Below are 24,972 nucleotides of genomic sequence, written 5' to 3' on the forward strand. Positions count from 1 at the left end.
CAGGAGTCTCCACGCTAAGTTGTGAAAGACGATCAACAATATCGTGTTTGGGTGGTGTCCGTCAGCGCAGGTCGCTGATCCCGGCAGTGACCGCCGCCTTCTCGATCGCGAGGATCCGGCCGGGCCAGGAGTCGGGCTGGTCGGGCTGGTAGCAGGGGTCGGCCTCGTCGCCGGTGCTCGGCGGGCAGGGGCCGGCGAGCTCGGCGTAGCCGACCAGGACGAGTCGGGTCTCGTACTCCGCGACCAGCTCGGTCTCGAACCACGCGCTGTCGCCGCCGTCCAGGCCCGGGTAGGTCGCCTGCGAGCGGGCCGCGCGCTTCGGCCCGGCGTCGAGATCGTCGGCCACGTCCATCGGCACGTCCGTGACGGTCGGATCGACGCCGAGCTTGTTGGCGGGGCAGACCTCCATCCACTCCATGACCTCGTTGTACGCAGCGCCGGCGGCGTTCTCGTCGGCGAAGTCCAGCACCGCGACGTGCACCTGGCCGACCATGGCGCGGTCGGTGTCCCAGCGGTAGTCGGAGGCGACCTTGGCCGAGGCACCGAGCGAGGAGAGCCATTCCTTCTGGCAGGCCAGCGTCGGCACGTCGGGGGTGGGCGTGTACTGGTTCCAGCCGAGCTGGCTCTCGAAGCGGTCGAGCGCGGGGAAGGTGCTGCCGTCGACCAGGTTGACCGCGCTGAGACGGTCCGCTGCGGGTGATCCAGTCTCCGTCGGGGTGGCGGACGAATCGCCCGGAGGCATGGCGCCGACCATCCGGTAGGCGGCGTTGACGGCGGAGGTCTGCAGGGTGGTCGGTGACACGTAGTCCTGCACGCCCCGCTTCCGGGTCATCACCAGCACCCGGTCCTCGGCGGCGACGACGGCCGTCGCGGTCTCCCAGACCGCGTTCATGTCCGGGTCCTCGGGCTGGTACGTCACCACGTCGATGCTGCCGCTCGAGATGACGCGGCTCTCGATCGGGAGGGTGCCGGCCAGCTCCGCTCCGTCCACGCCGGAGCAGGAGATCGCGGCGTCGGAGAGGTTGATGCTCACCTTCTCGGCCTCGTCGGCCGAGTCGAACCGGGCGACGACGGCGTTCAGTGTGCCTGCCGCGTCGGCCATCTCCTCGCCGGGCTTCGCGACGAAGTCGCGGCGGAACGTCGTCGTCGCGCCGGAGTCGCCCAGAGTGTCGGTGAGGCAGTCGTTGTAGGCGTCGGTGCCCTCGCCGTCGTAGGTCTGCTCCTGGGTCCAGGCGGGATACGGGTCGTCGGCGACGAGGTCGTCCTCGGTCGGCAGGTTGGCGCGGGTGAGGTCGGACGCGGAGGCGGAGCCCGACGGGCTGGACGCGACCGCGCTGTCGCTCGTGGCCGGGGCGGGGTCGATCCCTTGGTCGCCGAGGCCGGTGGAGAGGAAGATGACCGGCCCGGCGACGACGGCGGCCACGGCCGCGACGCCGGCGGTGACGACGGCACGACGGCGTCGCCGGATCTGGTCACCCCGCTGCCGGGCCTCGGCTGCGGAGCTCATCGGCGCCCCGGGGGCGTCGGCGCGGAACTGGTCCAGACGCGAGATCGGGTCGCTCATCTCAGGCCTCCTTCCAGAGCGCCGGGATTGTCCTCGGCGAGCAGCTCCGCCAGAGCGGCTCTTCCCCGAGCCAGACGGGCTTTGATGGTGCCGGTCGGGGCGCCGACCTCGGCGGCCACCTGATGGACCGGCAGGTCGGCGATGTGGTGCAGGACGATGGCCTGCCGCTGCGCCTCGGGGAGCTTCTTCAGTGCTGCGACCAGAGCCACGTGGGACTCGTCGACCGCGGGCATCTCCGTGCGGACGCCGACGGCTCTGTCGGCGGCGCGGCCGGCGTACTTCTTGCGGCGCCAGCGGCCCACGGCGAGACGGTAGGCGGTGGTGCGGACCCAGGCTTCGGGGTAGTCGACCGACGACATCTTGCGGCGGTGCGCCCAGGCGCGGGCGAAGGCCTCCTGCACGCACTCCGCGGCCTCGTCGAAGTCGCCGATCATGGCGTACAGCTGAGCACACAAGCGGCGGTAGGACGCGTTGTACAGCGCGTCGAACTCGTCCTCGTCCATCGTCTTGCCTCCCCGGCTGGCTTTACCCGACCCTTGCAGGAGCGTCAGTGTCGCGGATTGATACGTGCGAGCGTCCACATGGGTTGCATATCCGGTCATCTGGTCGAAAGCCGATCGGCCGCGGCGGGGAGCATCTGCTGCACCGGGGTGCCGCCGTCCTCGGCGGGCCAGGTGTAGTCCTGCCCGCTGATCAGCTGGCTGAGGACGGCGATCCGGGTGCCGCTGAGCACGACGCCCATCTCCAGGAACCACCCGTCCTCCTCGCGCCCGGCGGGGTCGTACTGGGTCCCCGGGGTGGCAGTGATCGGGCCGTAGATCGCGAGGCTGGTCACGCCCTCGGCCCGCGCCGACAGCGGCACGTCGCCGAACGGGTCGGACTTGAAGCTGTCCGACCCCTCGGGGCTGCAGCCGTCGAACCAGGTGAGCACCTCCTCGTACGCCGCCTGGGCCTCCTCGCTGGACGGGAACTCGGCGATGGTCTCGTTGAGGTACGCATCGCCGTCGCCGTCGCCGCCTTCGGAGGTCACGAGGCCGAAGTCGCGCTGCATGGTGGCGATCGCTCCGCGGGCCATCATGGAGCCCTGCCAGCAGGCGTTGCCCGCGGGCGCGGTCTCGCCGGTGCTCGTCGACCCGGAGCTCTCGACCCAGTCCAGCGCTCCTCCGTTGGGGTAGATCGCGTCCTCCCCGGTGAGCAGGTTGCGCGCGGACAGGGTCGGCTCCGGAGCCTTGCTGGTCGCCGGTGAGGAGGCCGGCGGTTTCGAGGACGCCTCGACCGGACGCTTCGCGCCGACCATCCGGTGGGCGGCGTTGACGGCCGAGGTCTGCAGGTCGGTCGGCGAGACGTAGCTCTGCACGCCACGCTTGCGGGTCATCACCAGGACCCGGTCCTCAGCCGAGACGACGGCCGTCGCGACCTCCCAGACCGCGTTCATCTCCGGGTCGTCGGGCTGGTACGTCACCACGCCGATGTTCCCGGCGGAGACGACGCCGCCCTCGACGGGGAGCGAGCCGGCGGTGTCCGCGCCGTCCACCCCGGGGCACGCGGCTGCCTCCTCCGAAAGATCGCTACGCGCCTTCTTCGCCTCCTCGGGCGACCCGAACTCGGCGACGACTGCCTTCAGCGTCCCGGCCGAGGCCGACAGCTCGTCCCCGGGCTTCGGGACGAAGTCGCGGCGGAGGGTCGCTCGGGCACCGGCGTCGGTCAGTGTCGTGGTCAGGCACTCGTTGTGCTCGCCCTTGCCCTCACCGTCATAGGTCTGCTCCTCGACCCAGGCGGGGAACGGGTCGTCGGCGACCAGGTCGGCGGCGAGGGGAAGGGCGGCGCGGGTCAGGTCCGACGCCTGCCCGGAGGCCGAGGCGGACGGGCTGGGGGTGATCGTGGTGGGGGTCTCGCTGGGTGCCGGTGCCGGGTCGATCGCCTTGTCGCCGAATCCGGCGGAGAGGAAGATGATCGGTCCGGCGAGCGCGGCGGCCACGGCGACGGCTCCGGCGGTGACGAGCGCGCGCTGGCGGCGCCGGATCTGGTCACCCCGGTGGCGTACCTCGGCTGCGGACTTCATCGGTGCTCCAGGGGTGGCGGCGCGGAACTGGTCCAGACGCGAGATCGGGTCACTCATCTCAGGCCTTCTTCCAGACGGCGCCGGGTGTCTCGTCGGCGAGCAGCTCCGCCAGGGTGGCTCGTCCTCGAGCCAGGCGGGCTTTGATGGTGCCGGTGGGGGCGCCGACCTCGGCGGCCACCTGATGGACCGGCAGGTCGGCGATGTGGTGCAGGACGATGGCCTGCCGCTGGACCTCGGGGAGCTTCTTGAGCGCGGCGACGAGGGCGACATGGGTCTCGTCGACCGCGGGCATCTCCGTGCGGACGCCGACGGCTCTGTCGGTGACGCGGCCGGCGTACTTCTTCCGGCGCCAGCGGCCCACCGCGAGTCGGTAGGCGGTGGTGCGGACCCAGGCTTCGGGGTAGTCGACCGAGGACATCTTGCGACGGTGCGCCCAGGCGCGGGCGAAGGCCTCCTGGACGCATTCGGCGGCCTCGTCGGAGTCGCCGATCATGGCGTACACCTGAGCGCACACGCGGCGGTAGGACGCGTTGTAGAACACGTCGAACTCGTCCTCGTCCATCGCCTGCCTCCCGGACCGGCCGTCCCCGATCTGGCCCTACGCCAGCCTCACTGGATCAGATGCCTGGGAGGCGGGTCCGGTTGCATCCGGCGGAGGAAGAATCAGAGATAGTCGAGCCGGTAGGCGGCGCGCTTGGCGAGCGATACGAAGTCGGAGTTGCTGATGTCGGCATCGCCGTCGGGCACGAAGCTCATCTGGGCGACGTTCGCGCCGCGGCGGATCGCGGCCATCCGGTAGTAGATGGAGGAGTTCTCGAGCTCCACCCGGATGTACCACACCGTGATCGCGCCGTCCTTGATGGACTCGGTCGCGAGCTGGGTGACGTGGCTGCCGAGCTGCTTGTCGCCGCACTTCTTCAGCCGGTCCTTGATGGCGACGTTGAAGGCCTGCGCCTGCTCGGCGGAGCCGAACTTGCCGACCGTCTCGGTGAGCCCGAAGATCGGCGCGAGCTTCTTCTTCGTCTCGGGGATCACGAAGGAGCGTGTCTGGGCGCCGGTCATGCCCTTGGCGTTGAACTCGGTGCCGTCGCAGCGGGTCTGGGCAGGGTTGGTCTTGGCCGCCTTCGCCTCGGTGCCCTCCCACGGGTCACCGATGGTGGCGACCGGGGGCAGGTCGGTCTCGTTGATCAGCCCCGGTGCCTGCTCCGTGGCGATCGGGACCACCGTGGCACGCGGTCGCTTGGTCTCCACGCACGCGCCTGCGCCCGGCATCGAGCAGAGGCCGTGGACGGCGGTGCCGAGCATGGTCGAGGTCTTGGCCGCGGTCGTGCTGGACTTGCCCTCGGTCTTCACGGTCACCGCGGCGGTGTGCCTGCCGGTGCGCGCGACGCCGTAGGTGACCGCCCGGTTGTTCTCCCAGTCGCGGTAGGTGAAGAGGGTCGCCTGGTCGCCGATGCCGTCGACCGACTCGGTGAACAACAGCTGGTAGCGGGGCTCGGCGCAGGCTGCGTACCACCCCTGCATCTTCTTGTACGCCGCAGCCGCCGCCTTCGCGTCGACGGAGGACTCGATCGTGGTGCCGGCGGTGGTCGCCTTCGCCTTGGCGGTGAAGGTGCGCGCCAGGCTCGCCACCGGCCGCTTGTCGGCCGAGGTGTCGGCCTGGCAGGGGATGGTCAGGCCGGTGCCCTCGAGGTTGTCGGAGGAGATGTCGACGGCCCAGGAGCCGCCGTAGATCTTCGCGACCTCCTCCTCGGTCATCAGGTCCTTGGCGGTCAGCTTCTTGCCGGGGATCTGGCTCGGCTCGACCTCGAACTCCTCGGCCGCCGACTGCATCGAGAGGGTGTTGAGCCGCGGCTCGGTCTCGGCGCCCTGGGTCACGAAGAAGCCGGTGCCGACCAGGGCGGCGATGGCCGCGGCCGCGCCGATGGCGGTGTGCACCCGGCGGCGTACGGCGCCGGCGGTGGTGAGCGTCGAGGTCTTCGGCCAGGGCTGCTCGGTGAGCACGTCGACGAGCGGGTCGAAGATGGACTGCAGCTGCTCCGGCGCGATCCCGAGCTCGTCGCAAATGGCGGCGTTGGCGGCCTGCAGGTCGGTCTCGGTGCGGCTGATCGGGGTGCCGACCTCGCGGGCCAGCTGGGCAAGGTCGACGCTGGTGAGGTGACCCAGGAGGAAGACCTTGCGGTCGTGGAGCGGCAGGCTGCGCAGCGCGGAGAGCGTGCTCCGGGCCTCCGGCGCGATCGTCTGGTCGCGGTGGAGCAGCGGCACCGAGTGGTTGCGGATCGCCTTGGACCAGGCGATCGGACGGACCCAGTCCTCGCGCTCGAAGTCGTCCATCGGCTTCACCTTGCGCCAGTGGTGCCAGGTGATGACCAGCGCGCCGCGCACGGCGGCCTTGGCAGCCTCCAGATCCCCGGTCAGCGACCAGGTTTGGAGAAGCAGGCGTCCGCGGACGTCCTGATAGAACGCCTCGAAGGTCTCGTGGTCTGCCGTGGTCATGCCCATGTCAGCGGTCAACTGTAGGTGATTCGGTCGAATGATCGGCAATGGTCGTTGATGCACAGGTGGGTATCAGGCGTGCACAAGACCTTTTCGGGCGGCGCGTCGCCCTGATCGAGGCGGTGCGGGTTGCGAGGATGAGACGCGATGTCCTCGCTGCTGCCTCCTCGCACCCCTGACCGTGGGCTCTCCGCGGAGGATCTCCACGATCTCCGCCACCGCCGCCCGCTGGTCGCGGTCGCCCTGCTGGGCGGCATCGGCACCGCCGCCGCCACGCTCGTCGTGTGCCTGGCGATCGGCATCCTGGGCTGGTTCATCAGCGACATGGGAGCCCACGGCGACCCGTCGGACGCCCTGCGTGTCGCCGCGCTCGGGTGGCTGCTCGGGCACGGTTCGGGCGTCGTCGTCTCCGGGGTCGCGGTCACCGTCGTCCCGCTCGGCCTGACCCTGATCCTGGCCTGGGTGATGTGGCAGGTCGCGGTCCGCGTCGGTGACGCGGTCTCGCTGCACGGCCCCGACGTCAACGCCCTCGCCGACGGCGAGCGCGACCTGACCGTCCCGGTCGTCGCCGGCCTCTTCACCCTCGGCTATGCCGGCACCGCGCTGGCCACCGTCGTCATCGCCGGCACCCCGGCCACCGCGCCGAGCATCGCCGGCGTCTTCGCCTGGTCGGTCGGGCTCTGCGTCGTCGTGGCCCTGCCCGCGATCGCGGTCGGCTCCGGCCGTGCGGCGCTGTGGATCACCCTGCTGCCACGCGCGGCCGTGGACGTACTGGTGATGGTCCGCTCGATCCTGTTGTGGTGGTTCGCGGTCAGCACGCTGGTGTTCTTCGCGGCCCTCTTCACCGACTTCACCACGTCGGTCAACGTCGTCTCCCAACTCCACCTCGACCTCGGCGGGATCATCCTCTACTCCCTGCTCGCCGTCCTTGTGCTGCCCAACGCCGTGCTCTTCTCCAGTGCGTACGCCCTGGGGCCGGGCTTCTCGGTCGGTGTCGGCACGACCGTCACCCCGACGGCGGTGACCCTCGGCCCGCTGCCGATGTTCCCGATGCTCGCCGCGCTCCCCGACAACGGCGCCCCGCCCGCCTGGGTGGCCGCGGTGATGGCGCTCGGCCCGCTCACCGCCTTCTGGGCCGTCTGCCGCGTCTCCCGGGTCCGCCCGGCTCTGCGCTGGTCCGAAGGCGCGCTCCGCGGCGTCAGCGCCGGCGTCGTCGCCGGCCTCCTCCTCGCCGTTCTCTCCGGCGTCGCCGGCGGCTCCGTCGGCCCCGGCCGGATGGCCGACGTCGGGCCGTACGCCGGGCAGGTGCTCGTCAACGCCATCGCCTTCTTCGGCCTCGCCGGTCTCCTCGCCGGTCTCACGATGACCTGGTGGCACCGGCGTTCCCTCCCGACCGCCGAGTGATGCACCTGATCCAGTAGCAGGCCCGTGGCTAGCGAGGATCGAGTCGGGGCAGCCGAAGACGGTCACCAACGGCGCCGGAAAGACGATCGCTTACACCTACGACAAGCTCGGCCGTCCGCTGACCCTGCGTGACGACACGATCGGCGGGAACATCCGGGTCGAACACGCCTACGACGGCGACCCGAACACCGACCCGGACACGACCGGGATGCTCGGGATCGAGCACGCGACCACCCGCCACACCAGCGAAGGTGACTACACCACCCGGACTGGGAAGGTCGACGACGCCTACCGACCTCTGACCACGACCCTGGAATACCCGCAAGCCGCGACCGGTGATGACACCGGTGAGGGCGCTGGACTCGTCGGCGACATCCCGGAGGCCTTGGCCCGGCTCTCGACCGAGTCCGCCTCGGTGGATTACACCTACACCGCCGACGGTCAGATCAAGTCCCAGACGACATCCAAGATCTCCTCCACCGACTCCGCCACGATCCTGGGGTCCGAGCGGGTCACGACGTTCTATGACCAGGCCTCCAAGCCCCGCTGGATGGGCGGCGGGTTCGGGTGGGGCACCTACGTGGCCGACTCCCACTACGACGACCTCGGTCGGCTCGAACTCGCAGACCTCGGCAACACCTACTCCGCCGCGCTCTCCCGCACCTACGACCCGACCACCGGCCAGCTGACGGGGCAGATGCTCAAGCGGGAGGGCATTACCGGCAACGACCTGAACCAGACCTACAAGTACACGGACTCGGGCAACATCACCGAGATCACCGATACCCCCACCAACACCGCCCTCGGCGGCGACGCCGGTGTCGGTGCCCGTGGGGAGAAGCAATGCTTCACCTACGACAACCTCGCGCGTCTGAAGCACGCCTGGACCCCCGCACTGGGGTCCGAGTGCGGTACTGGTGATCCAGGCAACCCAGCCCTGGCTGGTCCGGCGCCCTACCAGGTCGGCTACACCTACAACCCGCTCAACAGCAACCGCGAGGCCCAGACCTACCGCGACGGCCTGACGGGGATCACGGAGACCACCGACTACGACTACACGCAGGCCGGGCACGCGGGTCCGCACGCGGTCACCTCGATCACCGGCACCTCGAAGGCAGCGGACGGAACCACGACCCCGCTGCCGTCCAAGGACTTCACCTACACGGCGACCGGTGGCCAGGAGACCCGGACCGGGGCCGAGGTCGCCGAAGTCGCTGTTCCCGAACCTGACGTCCTCGACGTCGACTACACCGACGGCACCCCGGCCGATGACGCCCAGGGCCGAACGATGACGAAGTACGGCACCCCCGCGGTCATAGACGACACCACCCTTGACGCCGCGCGCCGGGCCAAGCTCGGGCTGGCGGGATCGAAGGTCGCCAAGTTCGACGGGGTCGATGACGCCTACTCCTACGCGATGGGCGATGCCCAGTGGGACAAGCTCAGCGACGAGATGAGCATCGAGTGCCTGATGAAGGACAACGGCACCCTCCCCAACTCCACCGAGCACTCGGTGTGCTCGGCCAAGGAGGGTGGCGGCGCCTCCATGGTGGTCTATGACGGCAAACTCACCTTCACCATTCACACCGACGGCGGCTACCGCCAGGCACAAGCCACGATCACGGCCGGCAAGTGGTACCACGCCTTCGGGACCTGGGATGGAGACACCGCCCGCCTCTACCTCGACGGCCAGCTCGCGGCCAGTGTCGAGGCACCCGGCCCGATGAAGCGGCCGGGCAACCTCGGGCGTAACGGGTTCTTCGTCGGCGCAGATGCAAGTTCCACGACCGCGGGCCAGTTCTTCTCACCCGTCTCAGTGGCGAAGATGGGCTTGTATTCCCAGGCCCTGTCCGCGACCGAGATCGCTGCTATTCACAACGGCGCCCGCACCGCGGAAGGCGCGGCCGCCCGTCGGTCCGTGGCTCAGGCGATGTGCTGGGACCGCGAAGGGAAACTCGTCAAGACCCTCACCACCGGTGAGACCTGTTCTGACGGAGTCGTCGACGAGCTCGGCGAGGCCGAGTACGTCTACAGCGGCGCCGGCGAACGCATCATCCGGGCGGATGCCGAAGCAGTCACGATCTACCTCCCTGGCGGCCAAGAAGTCACCATCCCACGCGACTCGACCAGGAACGTCGCCGCGCACCGCTACTACACCTTCAACGGCGAGACCATCGCCGTACGCGACCAACGCGGCCTCGGTGGGGTCACCTCGCTGGTCAACGACCACCACGGCACCCCGATCGTTTCGATCCCGAACACGAACTGGACACCCGCGTCGGTTAGGAAGCAGTACGCAGACCCGTTCGGAGCTACCCGCGGCCGGAACGCCGCCGCGGCAGCGAGCGTGGTGGACAGGGACGCGAACGGGGCCCCGGGTGATCGTGGGTTCCTCGGGAAGTCGAACGACACGACGGGTCTGACGCAAGTCGGGGCGCGCTATTACGACTCGACGACGGGGTCGTTCGTCTCTCCGGACCCAGTGTTGGATCAGGCGGTGCCGCTGCAGTTGAACGGGTATGCGTACAGCTACCAGAACCCTGCAACGCTCAGCGACCCCTCCGGGTTGCACACCGACTACGGCGGTGCGGGAGGCGGTTCTTCGACGTCGACGCGTAGCAAGTCGTCGGTCGGTGGGTTCTTGTCGGGCCTGTGGTCCAAGGTGACCTCGACGGTCAAGCGCAAGGCGAGCGTCGATGCTTCGTGGATGGGCTCTCGTGGGGCTGGTCAGCAGTTCAGAAAGGAGTTTGTCTCTGGGGCAGTCCATGCCGCCGCGTCCACGATCGACTTCGCCTTCAACGGGATCGCGAAACGCAACGGTTCCAGCGTCCGGGTGAACACGGCCAAGGCTTGGAACCGGTTCAGCGACTCCAAACTCGGTACCCACTCCGGCGGGCTCGCCTACCTCGCTGGCGACCTTGCGACGATGGCAGTGCCCGTAGGCGGAGCCTCTAGCGGGGCGACCAGGGGAGCCGCTTGGCTTGCGAGGTCAACGGCTCGGAGCCGGCCAGCGGTCGCAAAGAGCGCAGGCCAGTACGCCGATGAGATGGCTGCGGCGGGCAAGGAGACCGGCGCTGTTGCCCGGCTGGACCTCGCCGATGGTGGTGCGCCGATTTACGGCGAGTCGGGTAGCGCCCGGGTTTTCCACCCGGACATGCAAGAAGCCTTGGATTCTCTGCCCAGGGGAGTCCGGAAGATGCGAATCTCTGGGTGGTGCGCCGAGATCGCATGTATCAACGACGCGCTGTACGCTGGGCGGTCTCTGTCTGGAGGGGTGATCGACACGCGGGCTGTTGGAACAACTCCGCCCGGGCACGGCCGTACAAAGGAACCCTGTCCGACTTGTGCTCGGATCTTGCCCCGTTTTGGAGTGGAGGTCGCCGAGTGACCGCGATCAAGGAGACCCTGGTCTCCGAGTACCAGCGTGGGCTTCGGGAGAGCACGGAGCAGGCGTACCGCCTGTACGGCGTCGCGGTATTGACGTTTGCACTGGCGTCGGGTGTTCTCACCGACTTTCCACGTGCTGTCATCGAGCGAGCGTTAACGCTAATGAGGGCACGAGTGTTGTCCGACGATGAGATCGAGACGTTGTCTGACAGTCTGCTCGACTATCTCGTTGCAAAGAACGGGAGCGACCTCGTGCGGCGCGATCATGAGGATCGTGTAGTCCGCGCCTCGTTCGAAGCTTTCTATCCGGCAATCGAGTACGAGGGACTTGAAGGATGTGCCGCGGACGTCGAGGAGCTGATGCTGGGGGGTGGTGCAGACTTCACGATTGCCTGACAGACCCACTCCGACGGACTCGCCTACCTCGGCGGAGACGCCGCAACGATGGCAGTGCCTGTCGGCGGGGTAGCCAAGGGGAGAAGGACAAGGACCCAGTCGGTTCACTGCTCGCTGACATGGACCCGATCCTCAGCCGCAAGCCGTGAGCCTGATCTGCATTGGAGGGCCAACGCTGCGCGTGACGCCGAGCTGTGTCGTGCGCAGGTCACCTTGAGTGACTTGAACGAAGGAGAGTGACACCTCGTGTCTTCTGGCGCCGGTCGAAGCTTCGCTGCGCCTTGGACCATGGCGCCATCTCTTTTTATCGAGGCTGGCGACCCGATCCGGGCAGTCCGGGCACTAGAATTGCGCTGCTCTAAAGTGACGGCGTGACTCTTCGTCTTGTCGTCCTTGTGTCCGGTTCGGGTACCAACCTCCAGGCCCTGCTCGACGCCTGCGCGTCCCCGGAGTACGGCGCCGAGGTCGTCGCAGTGGGCGCCGACCGCGACGGGATCCAGGGGCTGACCCGGGCGAGCGACGCCGGGATCCCGACCTTCGTGCACCGGGTCAAGGACTTCGGGTCGCGCGAGGAGTGGGATGCGGCGCTGGCCGAGTCGGTGGCGGCGTACGAGCCTGATCTCGTTGTGTCCGCGGGCTTCATGAAGCTGGTGGGAGAGGCGTTCCTCGAGCGGTTCGGGGGGAAGACGCTGAACACGCATCCGGCGCTGCTGCCGAGCTTCCCCGGGATGCATGGGGCGCGGGACGCGCTGGAGTACGGCGTGAAGGTGACCGGGGCGACGCTCTTCATCGTCGACGCCGGGGTCGACACGGGGATGATCATGGCCCAGGTGACGGTGCCGGTGGAGGACGACGACACCGAGGAGACGCTGCACGAGCGGATCAAGGTCGTCGAGCGCTCGATGCTCGTCGAGACGGTCGGGCGGATCGCCCGCGAGGGCTACACCGTTGACGGTAGGCGAGTTCGATTCGGGCCCGCCTGAACGGTTAGAGTGACGAGCACACGACTGGCGCAGGTGGGGGACCACCGGGGAGTGTGAGAGACGGCATCGACCGCCTGGGTGCCCTCATCGAAATAGTCGACCGATGAGGAGATTGCTGTGCTCGATCAGATCGCCATCAAGAGGGCCCTCGTGTCCGTCTACGACAAGACCGGTCTCGAGGACCTGGTCCGAGGGCTCCACGACGCCGGTGTCGAGCTCGTCTCGACCGGCGGCTCCGCCGCGCTGATCGAGAAGCTGGGCCTGCCGGTGACCAAGGTCGAGGACCTGACCGGCTTCCCCGAGTGCCTCGACGGCCGCGTGAAGACGCTGCACCCGCGCGTGCACGCCGGCATCCTCGCCGACCGCCGCCTGGAGTCCCACGTCGAGCAGCTCAAGGAGCTCGAGGTCGAGCCGTTCGACCTGGTCGTCTCCAACCTCTACCCGTTCGTGCAGACCGTCGCCTCCGGCGCCGGCCCGGACGAGGTCGTCGAGCAGATCGACATCGGCGGTCCCTCGATGGTCCGCGCCGCAGCCAAGAACCACCCCTCCGTCGCGATCGTGACCTCGCCGGAGCAGTACGCCGAGACCCTCTCCGCCCTCGCCGCCGGTGGGTTCACCTACGACCAGCGCAAGGCGCTGGCCGCGGCCGCGTTCGTGCACACCGCGACGTACGACGTGGCGGTCGCGTCCTGGATGGGCTCCGTGCTCACCGACACCTCCGAGGGCACCGGGTTCCCGGCGTGGGTCGGCGGGACGTACGAGAAGGCGACCGTCCTGCGCTACGGCGAGAACCCGCACCAGAAGGCGGCGCTCTACCTCAACGGCTTCGGTCCCGCCGGGCTCGCCCGTGCCGAGCAGCTGCACGGCAAGGAGATGTCCTACAACAACTACACCGACACCGACGCCGCCCGTCGGGCCGCCAACGACTTCGCCGAGCCGGCGGTGGCGATCATCAAGCACGCCAACCCCTGCGGCCTGGCCGTCGGTGCCGACATCGCCGAGGCCCACCGCCGGGCGCACGCCTGCGACCCGGTCTCCGCGTTCGGTGGCGTGATCGCCTCCAACCGCCCGGTGAGCGTGGAGATGGCCCAGCAGGTGGCCGAGGTGTTCACCGAGGTCATCGTGGCTCCGGGCTACGAGGACGGTGCCGTCGAGATCCTGCAGGGCAAGAAGAACATCCGCATCCTGGTCGCCCCCGCTGACGAGCGCGCCCCGGTCGAGACCCGCCCGATCTCCGGCGGCCTGCTGATGCAGCAGGTCGACCACGTCGACGCCGAGGGCGACGACCCGGCCTCGTGGACGCTGGCCACGGGTGAGGCCGCCGACGAGGCCACCCTCGCCGACCTGGCCTTCGCCTGGAAGGCCTGCCGCTCGGCCAAGTCCAACGCGATCCTGCTGGCCTCCGACGGTGCCTCGGTCGGCATCGGCATGGGCCAGGTCAACCGCGTCGACTCCTGCAAGCTCGCCGTCGAGCGGGCCAACAGCCTTGCCGAGGGCGACGAGCGTGCCCGCGGCTCCGTCGCCGCCTCCGACGCCTTCTTCCCCTTCGAGGACGGCCCGCAGATCCTGATCGACGCCGGCGTCAAGGCGATCGTCCAGCCCGGCGGCTCCATCCGCGACGAGCTGACCATCAAGGCGTGCGAGGCGGCCGGGGTGACGATGTACTTCACCGGCACGCGCCACTTCGCACACTGAGCGGGCTGGATGTTCGTCGAGGTATGCAGCCGATCCGTCACTTCCCGCGCGGAACTCCGCGTGGGAAGTGACGGTTTCCCTGCATACCTCGACGAACAGACACGGCCCGCCTACTACGCCGAAACCACAGCCCAGAGTGACAGGATGAAGAAGTGACAGCACAGAAGCTGGACGGCACCGCGACGCTGAAGGCGATCAAGGCCGAGCTCGCCGAGCGGGTCGAGAAGCTGAAGGCCCAGGGCATCACCCCGGGCCTGGGCACGGTGCTGGTGGGCGACGACCCGGGCAGCCGGTGGTACGTCAACGCCAAGCACAAGGACTGCGCCGAGATCGGCATCGAGTCGATCCGGGTCGACCTGCCGGCGACCTCGACGCAGGAAGAGGTCGAGGCCGAGATCGACCGCCTCAACGCCGACTCCGCGTGCACCGGCTTCCTGGTGCAGCAGCCGACCGGGCTGGACGAGTTCGCGCTGCTCTCCCGGGTGGCCCCGGAGAAGGACGTCGACGGTCTGCACCCGCACAACCTCGGCAAGCTGGTCCTCGGGGAGGACGGTCCGCTGCCGTGCACGCCGGTGGGCTGCATCGAGCTGCTGCGCCGCCACGGCGTCGAGATCAAGGGCGCCGAGGTCGTCGTGGTCGGCCGCGGGCTGACCGTCGGCCGCCCGTTGGGCCTGCTGCTCACCCGCCGGTCGGAGAACGCGACGGTCACCCTGTGCCACACCGGCACCCGCGACCTGGCCGCGCACACCCGCAACGCCGACATCGTGGTGGCTGCCGCCGGCGTACCCGGGATCATCACCAAGGACATGGTCAAGCCGGGTGCGGCCCTGTTGGACGTCGGTGTCTCCCGTGTCGACGGTAAGATCGCAGGAGACCTGGCCGAGGACGTGTGGGACGTGGCTGGTTGGGTGTCGCCGAACCCGGGTGGGGTGGGTCCGATGACACGGGCCATGCTGCTCTCCAATATCGTCCTCAGCGCTGAGAAGGCTCTCGAAAGGCTCTGACACTGTGTCCGTCCACCCGCCGCTCACCCCGACGCCGCAGGCCCCCGCACCGGCGGCGGCTGCTCCTGAGCACGAGAAGACGGACCTCCAAGACGTACGCGGCTTCCCCTCGACCATCGGCGGGTTCGTCTACCTCGGGGTGCTGACGGCGGCGATCGTCGGTCTCGGGCTGGTCGGCTTCGGCCACTGGCGGGTGGGGATCATCGTCCTCGCTGCCGGGCTGGGGGCGGCGTCGCTGGGGCGTGCGGTGCTGCGTACGAAGGATGCCGGGATGCTGGCGGTGCGCAACCGCTGGTTCGACGTGGCCCTGCTGGCGCTGACCGCGGGTGCGCTGTGGATCCTCGCGGTGACCGTTCCCGGAGAATGAGGACGTACAGACAGAACGAAGGCCGCCCCGAGGGGCGGCCTTCGTTGTTTCTCGAGCGCTACTGCTCGATCGGAACCCATTCCTGCTTGGCGTAGTCCCAGCGCCAGCCGTCCTGCTCGTAGACCGGCAGGTCGCCCTCGGCGGCCTGGGTCGGCTGCTGCCAGGCGGGCTGGCCACCGGTGCCGGCGCTGCCGGAGACGATGGTGCGGTCGCCGGTCTCGGGAGCAGCCGGTGCCGGGTCGGCGGCCGGTGCAGCGGGCGCCGCCGGAGCGGCAGGGGCGGCCGGGGCCGCAGCTGCGGGCGCCGCGGGGGCGGCGGCCTGGGAGTCCCACTGGAAGTTGTGGGCAGGGGTCACGCTGTCGCCGCCGAAGGCGAGTCCGGCTCCCGCGATCTCGGACCCGTCCTTGTTGAAGAGCAGCGGGTAGACGAACCCGGCCAGGGCACCGCCGAGCGCGGGGACGATCAGGAAGACCGGGAGGTCGATCAGCGCGTCGGTGCCGGAGAAGAGGGCGGGCCCGAACGAACGGGCGGGGTTGACCGAGGTGCCGGTCAACGGGATGCCGACGAAGTGGATCGCGGCGAGCGCGAAACCGATGGCCAGCGGTGCCGCGGTGGCGTTGGTCCCGGCCCGCAGGTCGGTGACACCGAGGATGACGAAGACGAAGATGAAGGTGAGGACGAGCTCGACGAGGATCGCGCCGATGAGCCCGGTGCCGGCTCCGTCACCGAAGCCGTTGGCGCCGAGGCCGCCGTCGTTCCACGAGTTGTAGCCGGAGGAGATCGCGATGAGGAACAGCACGATCGCGCCGATCACGGCGCCGACGAACTGCGCGCCGATGTAGGCGCCTGCGTCCTTCCAGCTGATCCGGCCGGCCGAGGCCACACCGAGGGTCACGGCCGGGTTGAAGTGGCCACCGGAGATGCGGCCGAAGGTGTAGGCGCCGATCACGACGGCGATACCGAAGGCGAGGCCGACGGCCGCGACCTCGAGCCCCCAGGTCGCCTGCCCGGCATGGGTGGCGCCGGCGACGACCGCGACGACCGAGCCGCACCCGAGGAACACCAGAATGAATGTCCCGATGACCTCGGCTGCGAGTTTCTGGATGAAGGTCGGCTCAGCCGCCGACAGTGATTCCTCAGTCATGTCCCCTTAACCCTTCAATGTCTGTTGACGTCGGTCAGACCCATCGACACCCGAGAAGCACTCAGGTATCAGCAGTCACCTGAACAACATGAGGTGTTGAAACACAGTAACTCTTTTGCGACGGCGCATCGTGGTGCTTAGGTGGGGCGGGGCGGCGTTGTGTCACCCTCTCTGTTATCTTGATGTCAAGACACTTTCGTTTCGTCAGGAGTAGCCACAGCAATGGCCGCACGAATCATCTACACCCACACCGACGAGGCGCCGCTGCTCGCGACGTACTCCTTCCTTCCGATCGTCTCGGCCTACGCGGCCAAGGCGGGCGTCGAGGTCGAGACGCGTGACATCTCCGTGGCCTCGCGCATCCTGGCCCAGTTCGGTCTGGCCGACGACGCGCTCGGCGAGCTCGGTGACCTGGCGAAGACGCCGGAAGCCAACATCGTCAAGCTGCCCAACATCTCCGCCTCCATCCCGCAGCTGAAGGCCGCGATCAAGGAGCTGCAGGAGAAGGGCTACGCGATTCCTGACTACCCCGAGGCGCCGAGCACGCCCGAGGAGGAGGAGATCCGGGCCAAGTACGACAAGGTCAAGGGCTCCGCGGTGAACCCGGTCCTGCGTGAGGGCAACTCCGACCGTCGTGCGCCGGGCTCGGTCAAGGCGTACGCCAAGGCCCACCCGCACACCAACAAGCCGTTCGCCGACGACTCCAAGACCGACGTCGCCACGATGGGTGCGCACGACTTCAAGTCCAACGAGAAGTCCGTGACCCTCCCGGCCGACGACACCCTCTCGATCGTGCTCGAGAAGGCCGACGGCGAGACCGTGACGCTGCTCGCCGAGCTGCCGGTGCTCGAGGGCGAGATCGTGGACGCGACGTACATGTCCGTGGCCAACCTGCACGCCTTCCTCGAGAACGCGCTCGCCAAGGCCAAGGCCGACGACGTGCTCTTCTCGCTGCACCTGAAGGCCACGATGATGAAGGTCTCCGACCCGATCATCTTCGGCCACGTCGTGAAGGCCTACTTCAAGGACGTCTTCGAGAAGTACGGCGCCGACCTCGAGGCCGCCGGCCTCTCCGCCAACGACGGTCTGGGCGCGATCCTGTCGGGTCTCTCCGGTCTGGAGAAGGGCGCCGAGATCGAGGCCGCCTTCAAGGCCGCGATCGAGGCCGGCCCGCGCCTGTCCTACGTCAACTCCGACAAGGGCATCACCAACCTGCACGTCCCCTCCGACGTCATCATCGACGCCTCGATCCCGGCGTTGGTCCGCAACGGCGGCAAGCTCTGGGGTGCCGACGGCGGCGAGGACGACACCCTCGCGGTGATCCCGGACTCCTCCTACGCCGGCGTCTACCAGACCGTCATCGACGACGTGAAGAAGAACGGCCCGCTCGACCCGGCCACGATCGGCACCGTTCCCAACGTCGGTCTGATGGCGCAGAAGGCCGAGGAGTACGGCTCCCACGACAAGACCTTCCAGATCGAGGCCGCCGGCACCGTACGTGTCCTGAACAAGGCCGGCGACGTGCTGATCGAGCACGACGTCGAGGCCGGCGACATCTGGCGGGCCTGCCAGACCAAGGACATCCCGGTCCGCGACTGGGTCAAGCTCGCCGTCAGCCGCGCCCGCGACTCCAAGACCCCGGCCATCTTCTGGCTCGACGAGTCGCGCGCCCACGACGCCGAGCTGATCAAGAAGGTCACCAAGTACCTCGCCGACTCCTCCGTCGTCGGGGACGCCGAGGGTGCCGACATCAAGATCCTCGCGCCGGAGCTGGCCACGGCGTACTCCCTCGAGCGGCTGCGCAACGGCGAGGACACGATCTCGGTCACCGGGAACGTGCTGCGTGACTACAACACCGACCTGTTCCCGATCCTCGAGGTCGGTACGTCGGCGAAGATGCTCTCGATCGTCCCGCTGATCGCCGGCGGCGGTCTGTTCGAGACGGGCGCCGGCGGCTCGGCGCCGAAGCACGTGCAGCAGCTGATCGAGGAGGACTACCTCCGCTGGGACTCGCTGGGTGAGTTCTTCGCGCTGGTCCCCTCGTTCGAGAAGTACGCCGAGCAGGCCTCGGCCCCGGCGGCGAAGGTCCTCGCCGCCGCGCTCGACCGGGCGACCGCGACCTTCCTCGAGAACGACCGGTCCCCGGGCCGCAAGCTCGGCACCACCGACAACCGCGGCTCGCACTTCTACCTGGGTCTCTACTGGGCCCAGGAGCTCGCTGCGCAGACCGAGGACGCCGAGCTCGCCGCGGCGTTCAAGGGTCTCGCCGAGACGCTCGCGGCCAACGAGGACAAGATCGTCGAGGAGCTTCTCGCGGTCCAGGGCAAGCCCGCCGACATCGGCGGCTACTACCTGCCCGACGCCGAGAAGGTCACCGCCGTGATGCGTCCGTCCGCGACGCTCAACGAGGCGATCGACTCTCTCTGACCTTCGGGGGTCGAGCTTGTCGAGACCACGGCCCGGCACGGACTCCGTGCCGGGCCGTCGCGCCTTGCCGGGACACTTTCCCGGCGTACGTGACCTTGCTCTCCAGATCTTTCTTCTGATTCCTATAGATGCAGGTCAGCATGGTGTTTGTCGTCGGGTGAGGGCGGAAAACCTTTAGGTGGGTGTCGGTGGTCGCGCATACCGTGATCTTCTGATGACTGCGACGCTCTCGACTCCGCCCGTGCCCACCTCAGGCAAGGCTCTCGGAGTCCCTGCCGACCCTGCCGACACGAGCCGGCAGGTCGACTGGCGACGCCTGAAGGGGCCGGTGACGACCACCGCGCTGATCGCGCTGGCGGTGGCCATGGTGGCCCAGTCGATCGGCACCGTCGTCGCCGGACGGCTGGCGGAGAACCCGACCGCGAGCCTGGTTGGCTGGCTGGCGCTGTGCGTGATCGGCGCCTCGCTGATCGACTCGACGGCGAAGATCGCCTGGGTCGGGGTCTCCGACCGGGTCGAGGGCAAGCTGCGCGAGGACGTGCTCCAGGCGGCCATGCGACAGCCGCTCGCCGAGCTGAGCGAGCAGGCCGTCGGCGAGATCCTCGACCGGGTCGATGACGACTCCCACGAGGTCGGCAACCTGCTGCGCTGGCAGCTGTGGATGCTGTTCCGCTCGGTCTTCGCGGCGCTGCCGATGTGGATCGTGGCCAGCTTCACCTGGTGGCCGTCGGCCATCCTGTTTCCGCTGCTCGCCGCGGTGACCTGGTTCGTCATCCGGGGGCTGCTGGGCAAGATCTCCCAGCTCAAGGTCATCGAGGAAGCTTCCTGGACCGACCATGCCGCAGTGCTCGAGGAGGGCATCGCGGGGCGTGACGACCTGCGTACGAGCCTGGGCCAGGCCCACGTGGTCGCCCGGGTGGCGCGGCTGTCGGCGACGGTGCACGAGAAGTTCCGTGCGGTCGTCACGGTCGAGGCGAAGGTCGGCCGCCGGGCCGGCGTGCTCCTGCACTCCCTGCTGGCCGGCATCGGTCTCGCCGGAGTGGCGCTCGCCGCGAACGACCGCCTCGAGATCAGCGCGCTGGTGACGTTGTTCCTGGTCACGAGCACGTTCGTCGGCCAGATCGCGATGCTCGCCAACCACCTCCCCGACATCCAGGCCGGTCTGGGCGCGGTCATCCGCCTGCGCCAGATGATGGCCGCCGAGCCGGAGCCCGAAGGCGGCGAGCCCGTGCCCGGGGGAGGAGCGCTGGAGGTCGACCTGCGCGACCTGACCTTCTCCTACGCCGAGGGCACCTTCGCCCTCCAGGGCATCTCGCTCACGGTGCCGGCCGGCGACACCATCGCCCTGGTCGGCCGCACCGGCTCGGGCAAGTCGACCCTCGCCTCGTTGCTCTCCCGGGCCGTCGAGCCGCCTCGCGGAACTGTGTTCCTGGGCGGCGTCGACGTGCGCGACCTCGACCTGCAGCAGCTGCGCGCTTCCGTGGGTGTGGTGACGCAGCGCACCGAGATCCTGGCCGGCACGCTCGCGGAGAACATCGCGCTCTTCGACGACGAGCGTCCGCGCGAGGACATCGAACGGGCGGTCGCCCGGCTCGGGCTCTCGGAATGGGTCGCCGGCCTGCCGGAGGGCCTCGACACCCTGCTCGGCCCTGGCGGCACCTCGTTGTCCGCGGGGGAGGAGCAGCTGGTCGCGTTCGCGCGCCTGCTGGTGCGCGACGTACGGGTGGTCGTCCTCGACGAGGCGACCGCACGGATGGACCCGCTCACCGAGCGTCGGGTGGTCGCGGCCGCCGACCGGCTGCTGACCGGGCGCACGGGCATCCTGATCGCCCACCGGCTCTCCACGATCGAGCGGGCGCCGCACGTGGCCGTCCTCGACCACGGCCGGGTGATCCAGCATGGCCTGCGGGCCTCGCTGGCGACCACGCCCGGGCCGTTCCGTGACCTGCTGGAGGCCAGCCGCACCGATCACCACGACTCGCCCTCGCCCGCTGCCGGGGATGGATCCTCGGCCGTCGACCACTCCACCCTCGACCATGTCGCGGAGGGCAACGTGGGCGGCAAGCGCCGATCGGGTGCTCCGCCGGACGTTCCCGAGGTCGGCACCGGACCCTCGCTGGCCCGGGGGATGCTGCACGTCCTGTTCCTGCGCCCCGAGTGGGGGGTCGCGGGTGCGCTGCTCTTCCTGTTCGCCTCGATGACCGGTGCGCAGGGTGCCTTCACCGGGCTCCTGTGGGGTCGGATCGTCGAGTCGCTGCAGGACGGCGGCAGGCCGACGGTGATGTCGGTGCTGCTCGTGGTCAGCCTGCTGGCCGCGCCGCTGATGCTCGCCGACGCCTTCTACCGCTACCCGCGCTGGTGGATCGAGGTCATGCTGCGGGCCCGGATGGCCGTGCTCTACGGGCAGACCCGCCAGCACCGTCTGACGCGTACGCCGCCGGGTGAGGTCGTCGCCCGCTCGATGGACGCGGACCGCTACGCCCGCTACGCCGACCGGTGGGTCGACTTCGTCAACGGCCTCGTGATCGCGACGATCACGGCGCTGCTGGCCGGCACCGCGCTCGCGGGCGCCGTGCTCCTGGTCGTCATGATCGCCTCGGCGCTGGCCTCGGCCGTCGGCCGGCCGATCGCCGGCCGCTCGGCCGCGGCCTCCTCGGCCGCTCGCGCGCGGTTCGGCCGCGCGGTGGTCTCCGCGCTGGAGTCGGTACGCACCGTGAAGCTGGCCGCGGCCACCCCGCAGGTCCACGCCCACCTGCAGCATGTCGACGCGGGCCGGGTCGAGGCGGCGGTGAAGGAGCACCGGGTGCAGGCGTTCCTCGACGGGGTTCCCGCGCTCATGGTCCAGTGCGGCGTGGTGGCTGCCTGGGGGATCTACTTCGGCGGCGGCTGGGGTCTGGCCACCGCGCTGCTGGTCGCCAACGCGGTCTCGGGCTTCGACTGGTTCGGCCGGGTGGCCGGCATGGTCGTCACCGAGGCTCCCGGCACCCGTGCCTGGCAGAAGGAGACCAGCCGGTTCGCCGGTGGTCGTGACCTGATGGACCTCCCGCCGGGGGTCGACCTGGTCTCCGGTGCCGCGCCGGATCCCGGCCCGGTCGAGCAGGTGCCGCTCGAGTCCCTCGAGCTCTCGGCCCTGTCGGCGGTCCACGACGACGGCACGATCGGGGTCTCCGACGTCTCGCTCACGATCTCGCGCGGCGAGCTGGTCCTGCTCGTGGGGCAGGTCGGCTCCGGCAAGTCGTCCCTGCTGGCGTCGCTGGCCGGCCTCATCGAGCACACCGGCACGATCCGGTGGAACGACGAGCTGGTCCAGGACCCGCAGGCCTTCCTGAGGCCCGGGCAGGTGGCGTACGTCGCCCAGGTGCCGCGGGTGCTGTCCGGCACCTTCGCCGACAACATCCGCCTGGGCCACGACCGACCCTTCGACAATCCGGTCGCCGACGCGCGGCTCGAGCTCGACGTCAAGGAGGCGGGCGGCGCGGACGCGATCGTCGGTCACCGTGGCGTACGGCTATCCGGGGGGCAGGTTCAGCGTCTCGCCCTGGCGCGAGCGCTGGCTGCCGACACCGAGCTGCTCCTGGCCGACGACGTCTCCAGCGCGCTCGATGCGGCCACCGAGATCGAGCTCTGGCAGGCGCTGCGCGATCGGCACACGACGGTCATCGGAGCCACCTCGAAGCGCGCCGCTCTCGCTCAGGCCGACCGCGTCGTCGTCATGGTCGACGGCGAGATCGCCGCGGTGGGTCCGTGGTCCGAGCTGGCCCCGGCCTGGTCCCACCTCGCCGGCTGACCCCCTGCCGAATCAGTAGTTGTGGCGGCCGAGTCGGTCGCCGTGTCCGCCGAATGGTGAGTTGTGGGCGACGAAACTGCCGTTTCGTCGCCCACAACTGCGGTTTGGTCCGCCAAAACTGCGGTCTCGGCGAGTGTTTCAGGCGGCCTCGCCGTGCTCGAGCGTGCGGCGCAGCGCAGCAGCATCCACGCCGAGGGCCTGTAGGGCAGCATGTCCTTCCCCTTCCGCGCGAAGGATGCCGAGCAGGATGTGCTCGGTGCCGATCGAACGGTCCTTGAGCCGGATCGCCTCGCGCAGCGAGAGCTCGAGGACCTTCTTCGCGTCCTTGGTGAACGGGATGTGCCCACCGAGTCGGCGGCGTGGCTTCCCGCTGTCCAGGGCACCGGCGCCGAAGACCTCCTCCACCTTGGAGCGCACCGCGTCCAGGTCGATCCCGAGGGTGGACAGCGCGTCGGCGTCGTCGTTGCCGAGGCGCCCGTGGGCACGCTCGACCTCTGCCCGCAGCGCAGCCGGGTCGACCCCGGCCTCGGTGAGCGCCCGGGCCGCGGACGAACCGGTGCTGGAGCCGATGGCCAGCAACAGGTGGTCGTCGCCGATGCGCTCGTGACCGAGCTCTGCGGCGTACGTCTGGGCCGCGGTCACCGCATCGCGGGCGGGCTTGGTGAACCTCTCGAACATCACAGCTCCTTCGCGTACTTCTTGTGGACCGCCTGGCGGCTGACCTCCAGCGCGTCGGCGATCTCCTGCCAGGCCCATCCCTGTCGGCGGGCGTTCGCCACCTGCAGCCGCTCCAGCGAGTCGGCGAGGCGACGCAGCGCGAGCGCGGCTCGCAACCCGGTGCTCGGGTCGGAGCTCGCGGCCGACTCGGCGAGGTTCTTCGCATCCGTCATGGTGTCAATATAGGTTGACACTCACGCTGTGTCAACTATGGTTGACGACTGCGGCAGATGGAAGGACCCGTGTCACACCGATTCGCGGAATAGCCCGCAAATCGCCGAAGGTTAGGCAGTAGTGACCGACACCGCCAGCCCCGAGACCGCCGTGAGACCGGTCACCCCCGTCCAGTTCGTGATCGCCATGCTCGCCCTGGCGACGGGTGGGTTCGCGATCGGTACGACCGAGTTCGTCACCATGGGCGTGCTGCCGGAGATCGCCGAGGGCGTCGGCGTCGGCACCTCCACGGCCGGCCACCTGATCAGCGCCTATGCGGTCGGGGTGGTGGTCGGCGTACCGCTCCTCTCGTTCTTCGTCGCCCATCTTCCGCGCAAGGGGCTGCTGCTGTCGCTGATGGCGGCGTACGCACTGTTCAACCTGCTCAGCGCCGTCGCCGTCGACTACCACATGCTGCTGGTCGCGAGGTTCCTCGACGGGCTCCCGCACGGCGCCTACTTCGGTGTCGCGACCATCGTCGCGACGTCGATGGCCGCGCCGAAGCACCGCGGCCGGGCGGTCGCCCTGGTCATGCTCGGACTCTCGGTCGCCAACGTGATCGGTGTCCCGTTCGCGACCTGGCTCGGCCAGAGCGCCGGCTGGCGGGCACCGTACGCAGCCGCAGCAGGCCTCGCCCTGCTGACAGTGCTCCTGGTGCAGCTCTCGGTGCCCCACTTCCCGGGCGACCCGAACGCGACCGGCCGCAGCGAGGCCGGCCGGTTCTTCACCAACAAGCAGGTCTGGCTGACGATGCTCGCCGGTGCGATCGGATTCGGCGGCATGTTCGCGGCCTACTCCTACATCTCCCCGATCGTCACCGACACCGCCGGCCTGTCCGAGGGAGCGGTGCCGTGGTTCGTCTTCGCGTTCGGCGTGGGGATGGTCGTCGGCACCTGGGTGGCGGGGGAGCTCGCCCGCTGGTCGGTGATGGGCTCACTGCTCGCGAGCAGCCTCGGCATGGTGGCGGTGCTGACGCTCTTCTGGCTGGTCGCCCCGGCCGGGTGGTGGCTCGCGCCGGTCGCCTTCCTGACCACCGCGGTGGCGTCGGTGCTGGTGATCAACCTGCAGGTGCGCCTGATGGACGTCGCCGATGACGCGGTGACCCTCGGTGCCGCGATGAACCACGCGAGCCTCAACATCGCCAACGCCCTCGGCGCCTTCGCCGGTGGTGTGGCCCTCGATGTCTGGAGCGTCCGTGAGGCTCCGTTGGTCGGCGCCGGCCTGGCCGCCGCCGGGATGCTGGTGCTGCTGTGGAGCACCAGCATCCACCGGCGAAGGGCCTAGCAGAACGCCGAGTCGGCTCATCCTGACGCACAACGATGCCGA

The 24,972-nt window shown here is 69.4% G+C and carries 17 protein-coding genes, 2 pseudogenes and 1 riboswitch; of the genes and pseudogenes, 10 read left to right on the plus strand and 9 right to left on the minus strand.

Annotated elements, in window-relative coordinates:
* Nucleotides 1–61 precede the first annotated feature (61 nt).
* The 5 genes from ABZ796_RS13505 to ABZ796_RS13525 form a co-directional block, all read right to left on the minus strand.
* Nucleotides 62–1,564, minus strand: coding sequence for a hypothetical protein (locus ABZ796_RS13505; RefSeq protein ID WP_357337454.1), 1,503 nt, complete (start codon nucleotides 1,562–1,564; stop codon nucleotides 62–64).
* Nucleotides 1,561–2,067: a SigE family RNA polymerase sigma factor gene (locus ABZ796_RS13510; protein ID WP_357337456.1), complete on the minus strand. Its 507-nt coding sequence runs from the start codon at nucleotides 2,065–2,067 to the stop codon at nucleotides 1,561–1,563. Before ABZ796_RS13510 ends, ABZ796_RS13505 begins: the two co-directional genes overlap by 4 nt.
* Before the next feature lie 95 nt (nucleotides 2,068–2,162).
* A complete protein-coding gene (locus ABZ796_RS13515) occupies nucleotides 2,163–3,683 on the minus strand; it encodes a hypothetical protein (protein WP_357337458.1) in 1,521 nt (506 codons plus the stop codon).
* 1 nt (nucleotide 3,684) lies between these two features.
* Entirely contained in the window at nucleotides 3,685–4,188 is a 504-nt protein-coding gene (locus ABZ796_RS13520) for a SigE family RNA polymerase sigma factor (protein WP_357337460.1), read from the minus strand.
* Between the two features lie 101 nt (nucleotides 4,189–4,289).
* Complete coding sequence (locus tag ABZ796_RS13525; RefSeq protein WP_357337461.1) at nucleotides 4,290–6,122, minus strand: hypothetical protein; 1,833 nt, start codon at nucleotides 6,120–6,122, stop codon at nucleotides 4,290–4,292.
* A gap of 147 nt (nucleotides 6,123–6,269) precedes the next feature.
* Between ABZ796_RS13525 and ABZ796_RS13530 the strand changes: the two genes are divergently transcribed.
* The 7 genes from ABZ796_RS13530 (at nucleotide 6,270) to ABZ796_RS13560 (ending at nucleotide 15,358) form a co-directional block, all read left to right on the plus strand.
* Nucleotides 6,270–7,526, plus strand: a complete 1,257-nt coding sequence (locus ABZ796_RS13530) for a DUF6350 family protein (protein WP_357337462.1) — start codon at nucleotides 6,270–6,272, stop codon at nucleotides 7,524–7,526.
* 208 nt (nucleotides 7,527–7,734) lie between these two features.
* A complete protein-coding gene (locus ABZ796_RS13535) occupies nucleotides 7,735–10,914 on the plus strand; it encodes a LamG-like jellyroll fold domain-containing protein (RefSeq protein WP_357337463.1) in 3,180 nt (1,059 codons plus the stop codon).
* Nucleotides 10,911–11,309: a hypothetical protein gene (locus ABZ796_RS13540; RefSeq protein WP_357337464.1), complete on the plus strand. Its 399-nt coding sequence runs from the start codon at nucleotides 10,911–10,913 to the stop codon at nucleotides 11,307–11,309. Before ABZ796_RS13535 ends, ABZ796_RS13540 begins: the two co-directional genes overlap by 4 nt.
* 371 nt (nucleotides 11,310–11,680) lie before the next feature.
* Nucleotides 11,681–12,292, plus strand: a complete 612-nt coding sequence (gene purN / locus ABZ796_RS13545) for a phosphoribosylglycinamide formyltransferase (RefSeq protein WP_357337465.1) — start codon at nucleotides 11,681–11,683, stop codon at nucleotides 12,290–12,292.
* Nucleotides 12,293–12,302: 10 nt separating this feature from the next.
* Nucleotides 12,303–12,379, plus strand: a riboswitch (ZMP/ZTP riboswitch).
* A gap of 30 nt (nucleotides 12,380–12,409) precedes the next feature.
* Nucleotides 12,410–13,987 carry a bifunctional phosphoribosylaminoimidazolecarboxamide formyltransferase/IMP cyclohydrolase gene (gene purH / locus ABZ796_RS13550; protein WP_357337466.1) on the plus strand — a complete coding sequence of 526 codons (1,578 nt, stop codon included), beginning with the start codon at nucleotides 12,410–12,412 and terminating at the stop codon, nucleotides 13,985–13,987.
* A gap of 152 nt (nucleotides 13,988–14,139) precedes the next feature.
* The gene (locus tag ABZ796_RS13555; RefSeq protein ID WP_357337467.1) at nucleotides 14,140–14,991 is read left to right on the plus strand and encodes a bifunctional methylenetetrahydrofolate dehydrogenase/methenyltetrahydrofolate cyclohydrolase; all 852 of its coding nucleotides are present in this window, start codon (nucleotides 14,140–14,142) and stop codon (nucleotides 14,989–14,991) included.
* Nucleotides 14,992–14,995: 4 nt separating this feature from the next.
* Nucleotides 14,996–15,358 (plus strand): DUF3017 domain-containing protein, encoded by a 363-nt coding sequence (locus ABZ796_RS13560; protein ID WP_357337469.1) that lies wholly within the window; start codon nucleotides 14,996–14,998, stop codon nucleotides 15,356–15,358.
* Between the two features lie 58 nt (nucleotides 15,359–15,416).
* On the opposite strand, the gene ABZ796_RS13565 is transcribed toward ABZ796_RS13560, so the two are convergent.
* Entirely contained in the window at nucleotides 15,417–16,502 is a 1,086-nt protein-coding gene (locus ABZ796_RS13565; RefSeq protein WP_357337471.1) for an MIP family channel protein, read from the minus strand.
* A gap of 222 nt (nucleotides 16,503–16,724) precedes the next feature.
* Here ABZ796_RS13565 and ABZ796_RS13570 point away from each other — a divergent pair, with 222 nt between their 5' ends.
* Nucleotides 16,725–18,929 carry an NADP-dependent isocitrate dehydrogenase gene (locus ABZ796_RS13570; protein ID WP_357337472.1) on the plus strand — a complete coding sequence of 735 codons (2,205 nt, stop codon included), beginning with the start codon at nucleotides 16,725–16,727 and terminating at the stop codon, nucleotides 18,927–18,929.
* 214 nt (nucleotides 18,930–19,143) lie between these two features.
* The gene (locus ABZ796_RS13575; protein ID WP_357337474.1) at nucleotides 19,144–22,716 is read left to right on the plus strand and encodes an ABC transporter ATP-binding protein; all 3,573 of its coding nucleotides are present in this window, start codon (nucleotides 19,144–19,146) and stop codon (nucleotides 22,714–22,716) included.
* A 138-nt stretch (nucleotides 22,717–22,854) separates the two neighbouring features.
* Here ABZ796_RS13575 and ABZ796_RS13580 read toward each other — a convergent pair.
* The 3 genes and pseudogenes from ABZ796_RS13580 to ABZ796_RS13590 all read right to left on the minus strand — a co-directional run.
* A pseudogene (locus tag ABZ796_RS13580) lies at nucleotides 22,855–23,172 on the minus strand (Clp protease N-terminal domain-containing protein); the annotation flags it as partial.
* A gap of 36 nt (nucleotides 23,173–23,208) precedes the next feature.
* A pseudogene (locus ABZ796_RS13585) lies at nucleotides 23,209–23,472 on the minus strand (Clp protease N-terminal domain-containing protein); the annotation flags it as partial.
* Nucleotides 23,394–23,606 carry a helix-turn-helix domain-containing protein gene (locus ABZ796_RS13590; RefSeq protein ID WP_357337476.1) on the minus strand — a complete coding sequence of 71 codons (213 nt, stop codon included), beginning with the start codon at nucleotides 23,604–23,606 and terminating at the stop codon, nucleotides 23,394–23,396. The gene ABZ796_RS13590 and the pseudogene ABZ796_RS13585, both read right to left, overlap by 79 nt.
* 121 nt (nucleotides 23,607–23,727) lie before the next feature.
* Between ABZ796_RS13590 and ABZ796_RS13595 the strand changes: the two genes are divergently transcribed.
* Nucleotides 23,728–24,930, plus strand: a complete 1,203-nt coding sequence (locus ABZ796_RS13595; protein ID WP_357337477.1) for an MFS transporter — start codon at nucleotides 23,728–23,730, stop codon at nucleotides 24,928–24,930.
* Nucleotides 24,931–24,972: the final 42 nt, after the last annotated feature.

It is taken from the genome of Nocardioides sp. NPDC047086, from assembly GCF_040643685.1.
Lineage (GTDB): Bacteria > Actinomycetota > Actinomycetes > Propionibacteriales > Nocardioidaceae > Nocardioides.

Excerpts from the sequence above, each read along its gene's own strand:
- ABZ796_RS13505 (WP_357337454.1), bottom strand. The coding sequence starts at position 1,564 with ATGAGCGACCCGATCTCGCGTCTGGACCAGTTCCGCGCCGACGCCCCC.
- ABZ796_RS13510 (WP_357337456.1), bottom strand. The coding sequence starts at position 2,067 with ATGGACGAGGACGAGTTCGACGCGCTGTACAACGCGTCCTACCGCCGC.
- ABZ796_RS13515 (WP_357337458.1), bottom strand. The coding sequence starts at position 3,683 with ATGAGTGACCCGATCTCGCGTCTGGACCAGTTCCGCGCCGCCACCCCT.
- ABZ796_RS13520 (WP_357337460.1), bottom strand. The coding sequence starts at position 4,188 with ATGGACGAGGACGAGTTCGACGTGTTCTACAACGCGTCCTACCGCCGC.
- ABZ796_RS13525 (WP_357337461.1), bottom strand. The coding sequence starts at position 6,122 with ATGACCACGGCAGACCACGAGACCTTCGAGGCGTTCTATCAGGACGTC.
- ABZ796_RS13530 (WP_357337462.1), top strand. The coding sequence starts at position 6,270 with ATGTCCTCGCTGCTGCCTCCTCGCACCCCTGACCGTGGGCTCTCCGCG.
- ABZ796_RS13535 (WP_357337463.1), top strand. The coding sequence starts at position 7,735 with ATGCTCGGGATCGAGCACGCGACCACCCGCCACACCAGCGAAGGTGAC.
- ABZ796_RS13565 (WP_357337471.1), bottom strand. The coding sequence starts at position 16,502 with ATGACTGAGGAATCACTGTCGGCGGCTGAGCCGACCTTCATCCAGAAA.
- ABZ796_RS13570 (WP_357337472.1), top strand. The coding sequence starts at position 16,725 with ATGGCCGCACGAATCATCTACACCCACACCGACGAGGCGCCGCTGCTC.
- ABZ796_RS13575 (WP_357337474.1), top strand. The coding sequence starts at position 19,144 with ATGACTGCGACGCTCTCGACTCCGCCCGTGCCCACCTCAGGCAAGGCT.
- ABZ796_RS13590 (WP_357337476.1), bottom strand. The coding sequence starts at position 23,606 with ATGACGGATGCGAAGAACCTCGCCGAGTCGGCCGCGAGCTCCGACCCG.